General features: G+C 69.4%; 12 protein-coding genes. 5 read left to right on the forward strand and 7 right to left on the reverse strand.

The features are described 5' to 3' along the window. Positions 1–34: 34 nt before the first annotated feature. From AC1RRS_RS02180 to AC1RRS_RS02200, 5 genes are all read right to left on the reverse strand, one after another. Positions 35–1,075, reverse strand: coding sequence for a bifunctional nicotinamide-nucleotide adenylyltransferase/Nudix hydroxylase (locus AC1RRS_RS02180; protein ID WP_492853746.1), 1,041 nt, complete (start codon positions 1,073–1,075; stop codon positions 35–37). A gap of 398 nt (positions 1,076–1,473) precedes the next feature. Beyond that, on the reverse strand, positions 1,474–2,523 hold the full coding sequence (locus tag AC1RRS_RS02185; protein ID WP_492853747.1) for an HpcH/HpaI aldolase/citrate lyase family protein: 1,050 nt from the start codon (positions 2,521–2,523) through the stop codon (positions 1,474–1,476). A 95-nt stretch (positions 2,524–2,618) separates the two neighbouring features. Continuing rightward, positions 2,619–2,870: a hypothetical protein gene (locus AC1RRS_RS02190; protein ID WP_492853748.1), complete on the reverse strand. Its 252-nt coding sequence runs from the start codon at positions 2,868–2,870 to the stop codon at positions 2,619–2,621. Positions 2,871–2,989: 119 nt separating this feature from the next. Continuing rightward, a complete protein-coding gene (locus tag AC1RRS_RS02195) occupies positions 2,990–4,009 on the reverse strand; it encodes a mechanosensitive ion channel family protein (RefSeq protein ID WP_492853749.1) in 1,020 nt (339 codons plus the stop codon). Positions 4,010–4,183: 174 nt separating this feature from the next. Beyond that, a complete protein-coding gene (locus AC1RRS_RS02200; protein WP_492853750.1) occupies positions 4,184–5,182 on the reverse strand; it encodes an aldo/keto reductase in 999 nt (332 codons plus the stop codon). A gap of 120 nt (positions 5,183–5,302) precedes the next feature. Between AC1RRS_RS02200 and AC1RRS_RS02205 the strand changes: the two genes are divergently transcribed. The 5 genes from AC1RRS_RS02205 to AC1RRS_RS02225 all read left to right on the forward strand — a co-directional run bounded on the left by AC1RRS_RS02205 (position 5,303) and on the right by AC1RRS_RS02225 (position 10,207). Next, positions 5,303–6,190, forward strand: coding sequence for a LysR family transcriptional regulator (locus AC1RRS_RS02205; protein ID WP_110120680.1), 888 nt, complete (start codon positions 5,303–5,305; stop codon positions 6,188–6,190). 5 nt (positions 6,191–6,195) lie between these two features. Next, positions 6,196–7,203, forward strand: a complete 1,008-nt coding sequence (locus AC1RRS_RS02210; protein WP_492853751.1) for a hypothetical protein — start codon at positions 6,196–6,198, stop codon at positions 7,201–7,203. Positions 7,204–7,314: 111 nt separating this feature from the next. Next, positions 7,315–8,352 carry a hypothetical protein gene (locus AC1RRS_RS02215; protein ID WP_492853752.1) on the forward strand — a complete coding sequence of 346 codons (1,038 nt, stop codon included), beginning with the start codon at positions 7,315–7,317 and terminating at the stop codon, positions 8,350–8,352. A 101-nt stretch (positions 8,353–8,453) separates the two neighbouring features. Next, positions 8,454–8,939, forward strand: a complete 486-nt coding sequence (locus AC1RRS_RS02220; protein ID WP_492853753.1) for a VOC family protein — start codon at positions 8,454–8,456, stop codon at positions 8,937–8,939. Between the two features lie 122 nt (positions 8,940–9,061). Next, positions 9,062–10,207, forward strand: coding sequence for a hypothetical protein (locus AC1RRS_RS02225; RefSeq protein ID WP_492853754.1), 1,146 nt, complete (start codon positions 9,062–9,064; stop codon positions 10,205–10,207). Positions 10,208–10,215: 8 nt separating this feature from the next. Here AC1RRS_RS02225 and AC1RRS_RS02230 read toward each other — a convergent pair whose 3' ends face one another. Both AC1RRS_RS02230 and AC1RRS_RS02235 read right to left on the reverse strand, forming a co-directional pair. Then, positions 10,216–10,437, reverse strand: coding sequence for an alkylphosphonate utilization protein (locus tag AC1RRS_RS02230; RefSeq protein ID WP_492853755.1), 222 nt, complete (start codon positions 10,435–10,437; stop codon positions 10,216–10,218). A 125-nt stretch (positions 10,438–10,562) separates the two neighbouring features. Beyond that, entirely contained in the window at positions 10,563–12,584 is a 2,022-nt protein-coding gene (locus tag AC1RRS_RS02235) for a di-heme-cytochrome C peroxidase (protein WP_492853756.1), read from the reverse strand. Positions 12,585–12,640 lie beyond the last annotated feature (56 nt).

Below are 12,640 nucleotides of genomic sequence, written 5' to 3' on the forward strand. Positions count from 1 at the left end.
GGGGCGGTTTCGTGGATTTGATCTGAAAACGCCGTCAGGCGGCGCCGACGAAGTGTTCGAGGATGTGGAAGTGGTCCTCGAAGAACTGCTCCTCCATCAGCAGCGCCTCGCTGACGGGAACCCAGCGCGCCTGCTCGGCGTCGTCGGATCCCTTCACGCGCGGCAGCGGGCCGGCGGGGAAGTCGAAATGGAAGGCGTGGGTGATGGTCCGCCCGCGCAGCGAGCGGTCGGGGTGGTCGAACACCCGCGCGGCCTTGATCGAGCCGCGCAGCACGGCCGGCGGGATCTTAAGCCGCGTCTCCTCGTGCAGTTCGCGGATCGCGGCGGCCTGCACCGTCTCGCCCTGGTTCACGAAGCCGCCCGGCAGAGCCCACAGCCCCTTGCCCGGCTCGGCCCGGCGGCGCACCAGCAGCACGTGTCCGGAATGCACGACCACCGCGTCGGCGGTGACGAAGGTCGGCGGATAGGGCGCGGCGGCCCAGGCCTGGCGATAGGTCTTGATGAAGGCGTGCTCGCGGGCCAGCTGGGCATAGGCGGGCGAGCCGTCGCGAAAGGCGCCGAGCATCTCGAACACCGGCCCGGGCACATTGGCCTCGACCAGCCGCAGGCCGCCGGCCTCGCCGGCGAACAGCCAGTCGCGCAGCTCGGTGGCCGACAGTACGTCGGCGTGCTGCACGTCGACCAGCTCCCACTGCGGAAAAGCCGCCAGATAGGTCGCGGTGGCGTCGTCCTTGTTGCGGCCGATCAGGCCGACGGTTGCGCCCTCGTCCGCGCCGTCACGGGCCACGGCCTCGGCGACGATGCGCTGCACGTCGCCGACCCACAGGGTGTCGCCATAGAGGCGGTCGCGCAGCGGCGCCACGATCAGCCGGGCGGCGTCCTCGCCGGCGGCGGCGCGGATCATCACGGCCCGTTCGGCGGCGTTGAAGGGGTTACGGATGGTGCGGGGCTGGCCGGCGCTGCCGGTGAGCACGATCACCTTCTCCGCCAGCCGCAGCGCATGTTTCAGCACGCTGGCGTGGCCGTTGTGGAACGGCTGGAAGCGTCCGATCAGGACGAGATAGTCGAAGCGCATGAGACTCCCTCACGCTGATGTCCGTCGCCGGTCTATCCGGCGACATGGGTTATGCTAACTTTGAGCAAAAGCGGTTGTCAACCCCGGCGTGTGGGGCTCGCCTTCTTTAGGGAAACCCTCTCTCATGGAGAGAGGGAGGGGCCCGCGCCGCAGGCGTGGGAGGGTGAGTGGGTAGGCGAAACCCCTAGACGATCTTGGCGCTGTTGCGCGATGTGCCGGCACGCCGGCTAAAGGTGTAACCACTCACCCTCCCATCGCTCCGCGATGGGCCCCTCCCTCTCTCTAAGAGAGAGGGTTTTCGTGCCTGCCATCCGCAACGGATCCAAGCCGCCCCTATGGTGAGGCCCCCTCTGTCAGCCACAAGGGCGGGAATGACGGGACCAGGGGGAAGCGCCAACCTAGAACCCGTAGAGCGCCGCGTATTCCGCGTCCTTGGCCGCGATCTGCTTGGCGCAGTCGACCATCACCTTGGCCTGTTTCCAGGTGGCGTCATCCTGCATCTTGCCGTCGATCATCGCCACGCCCGAGCCGTCGGGCATGGCTTCCAGGATGCGCTTGGCGAAGGCCACCTCGGCCGGGTCGGGGCTGAAGACCTGCTTGGCGATGGCGATCTGGCTGGGGTGCAGGCTCCAGGCGCCGGCGCAGCCCATCAGGAAGGCGTTGCGGAACTGCTGCTCGCAGGCGACTGGATCGTCGATGGCCCCGAACGGGCCGTAGAACGGCTTGATGCCGTGGGCCGCGCAGGCGTCGACCATCTTGGCGAAGGTGTAGTGCCAGAGGTCCTGCTGCACGCTGACCCGAGGCGATCCGTCCGCATGCGGATCTTCGATGACGCGATAGCCCGGATGGCCGCCGCCGACCCGGGTGGTCTTCATCGCCCGGCTGGCCGCCAGATCCGCCGGCCCCAGCGAAATCCCCTGCATGCGCGGGCTGGCGCCGGCGATCTGCTCGACGTTCATCACCCCCTCGGCCGTCTCGAGGATGGCGTGCAGCAGGATCGGCCGGGTCACCCCGTGCTTGGCCTCCAGCGAGGCCAGCAGCTGGTCGATGTAGAAGATGTCCCACGGCCCCTCGACCTTGGGCACCATAATCACGTCGATCCGATCGCCGGCCTTCTCGACCAGGGTCGCCACCTCGTCCAGGTGCCAGGGCGAGTTGAGGCAGTTGATCCGCACCCACAGCCCCACGCCCAGGGCCTTGAAGTCGACCTCGCGCGACAGGGCGATCGTTCCGGCCAGGGCCGCGCCCTTGGCGTCGGCGGGAATGGCGTCCTCCAGATTGGCCAGGATCACGTCGACCGTGGGGGCGATCTCGCCGACCTTGGCCCGCACCTTCTCCAGATGCGGCGGCACGAAGTGGATCATCCGCTCGACGCGGGCGGGCAGCTCGCGCCACGGCGCCGGCGCGCCGATGGCCAGGGGTTTGAAGAAGCCTCGGGCGGTCTTCATGCGCGTCTTCCCTGTGTTCTTATTTCGCAGTTGCGAGAAGACTGCGGCGACGCGGCCAGGGGGTCAAGGGCGACGCGGACGAAGGCCTGCGCTCGCTACTGCGCGTCGAACTCGATCCACTCGCCATCCTCGTTGCGCACCCAGCGCTTGTTGACGCCATAGATCCTGATCTGGGCGCCGGCGCCGTGATCCACGAACTCGACCAAATGCTCAGCGAACCAAAAGCCCTCGTCCAGATCCTCAAAGAAGACGTTCAGCGCGTAATCGCGCTCCATGACGCCGACAACATCCACGCCCGAGATGCTCGGAGTCGTTTCGCCGCGAACGCTGCCGATCTTGCCGGCCAAGCCCAGGCGCTCGACCTCTGGGGAAGGACGGATGCGTACGTTGTCGCCGAATGTGATGGAGGACTCTAGCATAGCTCGACAATGCGTCGGCCGGGTCACGACGCGCAACCGCCCGGGGCTCAGCTTTGCGCCGGCCTCGGCGGCGGCGCCTCATCCGGATCCTCGCGCCCCAGCTCGTCGGCGGCGTCGTTCTGCGAGACGTGGGTCGCCGCCTTGCCCCGAGCCTTGCGCGCCGCGCGCGGCTCCAGGCGCAGGGCCGCTCGCGCGTCCTCGCCCTCTTCGCCGAACAGCCCCCGCAGTCGCACGTCGCGCTGCGGATAGGGGATCTCGATGCCGGCCCCGCGCAGGGCGTCGTCGATGGCCCAGGTATAGGCCGCGAAGATCGCCGCCGGCCGGCGCACGGCCTCCACGGTCGGCCAGACGATCAGCTCGAACTTCAGGGCGTGCTCGCCATAGCCCACCAGCCACACCTGGGTGCGGCGCACGGCGTCGTCGGCGCTGGTGAAGGGCACGCTGCGGGCGGCCTTCAGCACCGCCTCGCGCACCGTCTCCTTGTCGACCCCGAAGGCGGTGACGAAGGGCACGCGGATGCGGCGGGTGGTGTTGCGCAGGGTCCAGTTGATCACCTGGTCGTTGACCAGCACCGAGTTGGGCACGATCACGTCGGTGGCGTCGTTGGTGCGGATCCGCGTGGCGCGCGGCCCGATCTCGTGCACCACCCCGCGCGAACCGTTCGACAGCTCCACGAAGTCGCCCACCGCGATCAGGCGCTCGAACACCAGGCTGACGCCCGAGGCGAAGTCCTTGATCACCCCCTGCAGGCCAAGCCCCACGCCCACCCCGACCGCGCCGGCGAACACCGTCAGCGAGGTCAGGTCGATGCCCATGGTCGACAGGCCCGCCAGCAGGCCGACAACCACCAGGCCATAGGTCGTCAGCTTCTCGACCACATACAGCGACGAGGCGTTGTCGGCCGCCCGCGCCCGCAGGCGACGCAGCCCCGCCGCCGCCAGCCGCGCGGCCAGCAGGGCGGCGATGACGATGACGATCCCGGCCCCCAAGCCCCCCACCGTGATCGCCGACTTGCCGAGCTTGACCAGCTCCAGGGCGTCCAGGCGTTGCAGCGGGTTGTCGGTCATGGGGTGGAGTTTGAGCCGTCGTCGGCGCGGCTTTCAAGCCCCGCCGCCGCAGACCCCCTCCGGCCCTCCGGGCCACCTCCCCCAAAGGGGGAGGATCTATCGCGCCGCGCCACTAAGATGCTCCCCCTCTGGGGGAGCTGTCGCGGAGCGACTGAGGGGGCCGGCGCCAGCCGGCTACCGCCCCACCATCGCCAGCCCGGCCTCGGCATACCGCTCGCCCTCGACCGCCGTCTCCGGCACCGCAGCGGCGATCTTCGCTAGGTCGTCGGCGCTCAGCGCCACGTCCACAGCCCCGATGTTCTCCTCCAGCCGCGCGACCTTGGTCGTGCCGGGGATCGGCGCGATGTCCGGCCCCTGGGCCAGCAGCCAGGCCAGGGCCAGTTGCGCGGGCGTCACGCCCTTCTCGCCGGCCAGTTCGACCAGCGCCTCGACCAGCGACTGGTTCTTGGCGATCGCCTCGCCCTGGAAGCGCGGCAGGGTCGAGCGGAAGTCGTCCTTGCCGAAGCCGTCGCCGGCCTTGATCGCGCCGGTCAGGAAGCCCCGGCCCAGCGGGCTGTAGGGCACCAGGCCGATGCCCAGCTCGCGGATGGTCGGCAGCACCTGCGCCTCGATCCCCCGCGTCCACAGCGAATACTCGCTCTGCAGGGCCGCCACCGACTGCACCGCATGGGCCTTGCGGATCGTCGCCGCCCCGGCTTCCGACAGGCCGAAGTGCTTGACCTTGCCCTCGGCGATCAGGTCCCTGACCGTTCCGGCCACGTCCTCGATCGGCACGCCGGGATCGACGCGGTGCTGGTAGAAGAGGTCGATCGTCTCGACGCCCAGGCGCTTGAGCGAGGCCTCGGCCACGGCGCGGATGTTGTCGGGCCGCGAGTTGACGCCCTTCATGCGCACGGTCCCGGACTCGTCGGGCCCGATGTCGAAGCCGAACTTGGTGGCGATCACCACCTGGTCGCGGAACGGCTTCAGGCCTTCGCCGACCAGTTCCTCGTTGACATAGGGGCCGTAGACCTCGGCGGTGTCGAAGAAGGTGACGCCCAGGTCCACCGCCTTGGCCATCAGGTCGAACATCGCCTGCTTGTCGGGCGCGGGGCCATAGGCCCAGCTCATGCCCATGCAGCCGAGACCGAGGGCGGAGACCTCCAGGCCGTCGCCGAGTTTGCGCGTCTTCATGAGCAGCTCCTTGTGCGAAATGGGGGTCGCGGACGTCGCCGCGACGGCAGGGAGATGGGCCTTGGCGGGGCAAACGATAACCGCTTGCGGTCTCAACGCACTCCTGAGCATCTCTCAGCAATGTCGACCCGCCCCCTGCCCGACCTCGCCGTCTTCGCCCTGGTCGCCGAGCGCCGCAGCTTCCGCGCCGCCGCCCAGGCCCTTGGGGTGACGGCCTCCGCCCTCAGCCACGCGATCCGCAATCTGGAGACCCGGCTGGACGTGCGGCTGCTCAACCGCACCACCCGCAGCGTCGCCCCCACCGAGGCCGGGGAGCGGCTTCTCGCCAGGCTCGGCCCCGCCCTGGCCGACATCGACGCGGCCCTCGACGAGATCGCCCAGTTCCGCGATCGCCCTGCCGGCCGCCTGCGCATCAACATCGCCACCACGGCGGCCCGCATGCTGCTGGCCCCGCGCATCGGCGGCTTCATGAACGCCTATCCCGACGTGCGGGTCGAGATCGTCTGCGAGGACGCCCTGTCCGACATCGTCGCCGGCGGCTTCGACTGCGGCGTGCGCCTGGGCGAGCGGCTGCAGGCCGACATGATCGCCATCCCCTTGAGCGGCGAGCTCTCCCAGGCCCTGGTCGCCACGCCCGACTACATCGCCCGCCACGGCGCCCCCAAGGAACCGGAAGACCTGATGAGCGGCCACCGCTGCCTGCTGGTGCGCCGATCCTCGGGCGCGCCCTATCCGTGGGAGTTCGAGCGCAAGGGCCGCCTCGTCGTCGTCACCCCGCCCGCCTGCCTGCTCACCGACAACGGCGCGGTGCTGCTGGAGGCCTGCAAGGCCGGCGCGGGCCTGGCCTTCCCGTTCCGCGAAGCCGTCGCCGACGACATCGCCGCCGGCCGCCTGGTGTCGCTGCTGGAGGACTGGTGCGAGCCCTTCCCCGGCTTCTTCCTCTACTACCCCAGCCGCCGCCAGCTCTCCCCGGCCCTGCGCGCCTTCATCGACTGGATGCGGTTCTGATCACCATGGACTGGTTCGAACGCCTCACCGGCTTCCCCGAAGAGCCTTACGCCGCGACCAAGGCCCGCCTGCGGGTGGAGAACGGCCGCCTGGCCTCCGACGCGACCGACCGCACCTGGGGGATCGGCACGCTGGAGCTGCCCTCTCTGGCGGAATTGCGCACCCGCGCGGCGGCCGTTCCGGTTCCCGGCCGGCTCCGGGTCGAGGTCGTGCGCGGCGACGCCCGCGCCCTGCACAACCAGGCCGCCAACGCCGGCGGCCTCTTCCAGGTCGCCTCGCAGTTCAACCTGCTGGAGATGGTCGATCCGGGCGTCAGCCCCGAGGACGGCGTCGCGCGCTACGCCTGGGACCCGACCCAGGGCCCGGCCTGCGCCATCGCCGCCGGCGCGGCCACGGTCTATCGCAACTACCTCGCCCCGGTCGGCGACGGGATCGGCCAGACGGCGGCGCGGCAGTTCGACGGCCTGGCCGACCTTGGTCCGCGCCTGTCCGACCTGACCGGCCGCCCCGTCGAGGCGCTCTGGCGGATGCGCAACGGCTACGCCCTATGCACCGACGCCGGGCTGGAGGCGATCGCCGCCGTACTCGACTATCTCGACGAACCCGAACGCGACGCCCTGCGCGCGGCCTTGCGCATCGGCCTGGTCTGGGACGCCGAGATCACCGACGCGCCCGAGGCCGCGGGCATGACCGTCTCCCAGGTCTTCTGCTCGGCCCTGCCGATATCCTACGCGCCGGTGACCAAGGCCCTGGCGTCGCCCTTCGCCAGCCTGATCCTGGAAGCCGCCTACGAGGCGACCCTGCTGGCCGCCGTGCTCAACGCCGCGCGCGGCCACCGAGTGGTCTGGCTCACCCGCCTGGGCGGCGGCGCCTTCGGCAATCCCGACCGATGGATCGACGCGGCCATGACCCGCGCCCTCGACAGGGTCCGCGACCAAGCGCTCGAGGCGCGCATCGTCAGCTACGCCTCGCCCGACCAGGCCCTGCTCGACCTGGCCGACCGCTACGCCTGAGACCCGGCGCGCGGCCCAACGCGCGACAAGGTTTACGCGCTGTTCATGACTCGCCTTCATGTTGAGCTTGAAAACTCGACACGCGCAGCACGCGCACCGGTGAGGACTTCCATGGTCACGGCCGTCGCCCCCTCCCCCTACAGCTACGACCCCGTGGCGCACGCCCAGGCGAGACTGCCGGGGCTGCGGCGTCTTTACGAGTTTGCTCACGTGTCGTTCGACGAGGCCGCCTATCTGAAGCAGGCCCAGAACCGCAAGGACATGTACGCCCAGGCGGCGGGCGCGTACGAGCGGCGCGAAGCCATACTGGCGCAGGCCGAGACGTCCATCCAGGCGCTGAACCTTCCGGAATATGTCGAGCCGGCCGTGAAGGTGGACCTGTCCCCGGAGGCCAAGGCGGCCCTGGCCAAGGACGCCGCGCAGAAGCCCGCCGAAGCGTCAGACGCAACGCCCACGACCACGGCGCTCGCCGCGCCGGTCGAGACCTACCCCAAGGGCTCGCTGGCTTCCGAGAACAACCAGATGGCCACGGGCATGGCCAAGGCCGCGCGCAACAACATCGAGATGCTGGGCCTGGACATCAGCCTGATCAACGGCGGCGTCTGGATGCTGAACAACACGGCCAAGTTCGACGAAATGCGCGCCCAGGGGATGGGCGGCGAGGTCGACATGATGGTCTACATCTCCGAGAAGTGGATCAACAGGGGCCTCTCCAGCCTGAACGCCACGCTCCGCGGGATGAACAGCCGGTTCGAGGTCACGGGCGCGCCGCTCTACCGCACGACCGAGGGCAAGCTGAGGATCGGCGACTTCACCCAGTCGGCCGGCGAGGCTGGCTGGTCGGTGTCGGTGCGCTCGACAGGCGAGGCTGTCGCCATCGCTAACGGCCGCGACGTCAGCGACCAGGTCGACGACAGCTCCGCGTGGGGGTTCCGCTGGTCGGACGTCATCGCCGCCCGCAAGGCCCGGGACGCCGCCCTCGCGGCCGAAACCTCGAAGACGGCCGCGATCGGGACCACGGCGCCTGCGAGCACGACCTCGGCGACCGCCGTCACCCTGGCCGTTCCGGTCAGCGCCGCCGCCTCGACCGCGGCGGTCGCCCTGGCGACCCTGAGCAACGTCGGAAAGACGGTCGACCGCTCGATCTGACGGCGCATGCGAAAATTCGCCTCGACGATGTCGGGGCGGCGGGCGTTCCTTCGTCCTCGGGAAGACGCGGCGACCAGGCCGCCAGCCAGGAGGACGACGCCATGCCGAAGATCACCCCGTTCCTGTGGTTCGACACCCAGGCCGAGGAAGCCGCCGAGTTCTACGTCTCGATCTTCCCCAATTCGAGGATCCTGTCGGTCAACCGCTATCCCGACGACGTGCCGCCGCCGGCCGGGCCGGGCGGTTCGGTGTCGACCGTCTATTTCGAGCTCGACGGCCAGGGCTTCACCGCCCTGAACGGCGGCCCGCACTTCAAGTTCGACGAGGCGGTGTCGTTCACCGTCGACTGCGACGGCCAGGCCGAGGTCGACCGCTACTGGGACGCCCTGCTGGCCGGCGGCGGCCAGCCCTCGGCCTGCGGCTGGCTGAAGGACCGCTACGGCCTCTCCTGGCAGATCACCCCGCGCCAGTTGATCGAGCTGACCACCGGCCCCGACAAGGCCGTCGCCGGCCGCGTCTTCGCCGCCATGATGCAGATGGTGAAGATCGACGTGCCGACCCTGGAGAAAGCCGCGCGGGGCGAATAGGCCGGCGCTCAGCACGGGCCTCCGCGCGGATTACACTTTCTTCGTAAAGCCAAGCTAGCTGCAATTCCTGGTGGAGCGCTCCGGCGGAGCGCTTCACCTCACGTGAGTTGGAGCTTCCCGGCATGCCCGATGCAATCGACGTCGCGGCGAAACCCGTCGCCCATCAATCGTCCTGGCCTTCCCGCCTGTTCGGCGAGATCGCCAAGAAGCCGCTGGAGGCCGTGGCGGCCCTGATAGCCCTCGTCGCGGCCGTCGCGGCGACGCTGCTGCAGCTGATGATAAGCCGCTATCTGAGCGTCTACGGCCAGCCGGGCCTGTCGGGTTTCGGCCAGGTGGTCAGCATACTGCCCTCGCTGGTTCCGGTGCTGGCGGTGACGATCCTGGGGATCGTGGCGCTGATCGCCATGACCTTCGGCTCGCCTCTCTTCACGCGGCTTCTCTTCTCGTCGACCCAGGACACGGCCCATCCGCTCGCCAAGGGCTTCTTCTGGCCGGAGGACGAGGCCGCTCCCCGGGGGCCGCACCTGAAGGCGTACGTGGTCGCCTATGCGCCGCTGATCGTCTTCACCCTGATCCTGATCCTCACCATGATCTCGGGCGTGACGCTGACCGCCGGTTGCATGACGCTCGCCTGCGCCGCCGCCCTCGCCGCGCCCTTCGCCTGGTCGATGAACGCGGCCGCTCCGGGATGGAAGTCGAGGGCCGGCGCGGGCGTTCTGGCGCTGTTCTTCAGCCTTCTGCTCAACCTGGCCGGCGTGATCTGGCTGACCCTGGCCGTGGATTTCGTTACTCTGAACGTGCGCGGCCTCTTCGAGGCGAGCGATGAGACCCTGAGGCTGGGCGCGGTGTTTCTGCTGATCGGCTTTCACCTGTTCATGACCTCCCACGGCCGCGAACGCGTCGTGGTGATCATGATCTCGCTGCTCATCGTCGGCCTGGTCGTTTTCCGCGCGCCCGGCGACCAGTTGCTGACCTTCAATGCGCTTCGCTTCGCCGGCGTGGGCGGCGGCGGCGTGACCATCTACCGGCAGCCCGGCGAGGAGACCGTCCGCACCGCCTGCCTGATCCTGGCGACGGACACGGTGCGCATCATCCGGCGAACCGAAGACCCCGCCGACTGCTCGCTTCCGAAGATGCGCGACGAGTTCATCCTGTTGAGGGACGCTTCGCCGGCGAAGCGTGTCGCCAAGCTGAAAGACGTGCGCGTCTACAAGCGGGACGATCTGCTGGACGCCTTGCCCAAGGCCGCCGCCAAGGCGGCGCCCTGAGCCTCGCCTCAGGCCTTCTTGACGAACTCCGTCCGCAACACCAGGCCCTTCACCTTGTCGACATTGGCCTCGATCTCCTCGGGGTCGCCGGTCAGGCGGATCTTCTTGACCAGGGTCCCGCGCTTGAGGGTCACGCCGCCCGAGCCCTTGACCTTCAGGTCCTTGATCAGGGTGACGTTGTCGCCGTCGGCCAGGATCGCGCCGTTGGAATCGCGGGTTTCGTCGGACATGCAGGGGCCCCTTCAGCGGCTGGGCGGCGCGAAGGCGAAGCCCTTACAAAAGTTGCGGGCTTTCTAGGATGCGGCGGCCGAAGGCGTAAAGGCCTCCGGCCGTCTTTTCCTGCGGGGTCTTCTCCCTACTGGGTCTTGAGGAACTCGATCACCGCCGCCCGCTCCTGCGCGGTAAGGGCCGGGCCGACCACGCCCTTGGTCCCGGCCGGGGCGTCGCGGAACTCGTGGCCCTTGTTGGAGCTGCCCTTGACGCTGACGTCCAGCTTGAAGGCCCCGCGCGGGCAGGCGGCCTTGACGTCCAGGCCGACGGCCTTGGGGTCGTAGGCGCGGTTGCCCAGGCAGAAGCTCGACGGACGCTCGCCCGGCGCGCCCAGCAGGGCGGTGAGCGACGGCACCGAGCCGTTGTGCAGATAGGGCGGCGCCGCCCAGATGCCGTTCAACGGCCGGGCCTTGTAGGCCGGCGGGGCCTGGATGCAGTTGGGGCGGTTGCCCTTGTCGGCCTCGGCCTCGATGCTCTTGATCGGCGTGCCCTCGTCGACGTGGAACTTGTCGACCACGAACTGCACCGCCGAGGCCAGGGCCTGGCCGAAGGTCATGTCGGTGGTCGGCTTGGTCGGCGTCGTGAAGCAGGTGACGCCGGTGGTCGGATCGGTGACGCCGGGCTGCAGGCCCAGGGCCAGCGGCGTCTTGATCTTGCGGGCCGACAGGATCTCGGCCTGGCCGGGATCGGTGCCGACCACGCTGAGCGGGATGATGTTGACCTTCAGATAGCTCTCGCCGTGCTCGTTGGCCGTGGTCCACAGCGAGGGGGTGTAGAGCGCCTGGTTGGGGTCGTCGACCGGCGGCAGGTGGCAGCCCTGGCAGCGCAGGGCGTAGACCTTGCGGCCGGCCTCGGCCTTGGCGATGTCGATCCGGCCCAGCACGTCCTGCGGCCACTTCGGACCCGACAGGCCCTTGAAGCCCCGCACCCGGCCGTCGGGCTCGCGGTCCAACGGGTTGGGGCCTTCGATCTGCTGCTCCATCCGCGCCAGGTTGCCCACCGGCACCGACGAGTCCCACAGCTTGTGGGGCTGGTCGTAGGTGGTCATGTTCACCCGCGCCAGCACCCCGATCGCCTCGCCGACATTGCGGATGGCCGGCTGGCCGATCGAGCCGTCGTACTGCGCCCAGGTGAACCACGGCGTGGTCCACAGGTGCGGATACTTCACCGGCGCGCTCAGGGCCGCGTAGTTGACCAGCGGGTCGAAGGTCGCCGACTTCACCGGCAGCAGGTTGACGTAGAACACCTCGTTGCCGATGCGGTTGAGGGCGTCCAGGCGGTTGAAGCCCTCGGGCACGCCGTCGCGCTTGTCGATCTGCGAGGTCGCCTTGGCCGCCGCGGCCAGGGTCTTGATCGTCGCCTTCAGGTCGGCGTGCAGCTGCTTGCGCTGGGCCTTGGTGGCCTTGGGGCCGAGCACCCGGTCGGCGAACGAATTGAAGCGCCAGGGCAGCACGTCGGTCAGCAGCAGGGCCGCGCCCAGGGTGCTGGTCAGCTGGCCCAGGCTCGAGGCGGCGTTGCCGCCGTCGATGCGCAGGGAGACGCCGTTATATTCCAGGTGGCCCGTGTGGCAGGCCGCGCAGGTCAGGCCCACCTGGTCGGGCAGCATCTTGCCGGTGGTCGGGTCGGCATAGGCCTTGGTGATGGCGAAGCCCACCGGCATGCCGGCCGGATTGAGACCCTGGTTGCTCTCGACCTTGGCGTCGGCGGCCACGCCGCCGATCTTGTGCTTGTAGCCGTAGGCCTTCTCGCGCCAGCCGGCGGGGCCCGCCTGGCCGCCGCCCGACGGCGGGCTGGGGATGAAGCCCAGCTTCTGCATGTAGCCGTCGTTGATGAACAGCTTCTCCTTGCCGGGCAAGATCTTCGGCTCGGCCACGGCCACGAACCAGGCGTAGGGGATCGGCAGGGTCGAGGTGCCCTGGGTGGCGTGGTGGAACCAGTAGCGGTCGCTCTCGCTCCAGCCCTGGTCGAGCCAGCGGGCCTCGCGCACCGGCTGGGCCGGCGGCAGCGGCGGCTCGACGAAGGACAGGACCTTCTGGATCCCGATCCCCACCGCCACGAAGACGACCAGCGCCAAGATCCACAAGGCGGCTTTCTTGAATCCCGACATCGACGTTCCCCTCCGCGACGCACTCCATAAGAATGCAATTTTGAGGACTCATCAAC

This window comes from Caulobacter sp. GW821-FHT12A07, from assembly GCF_058807655.1.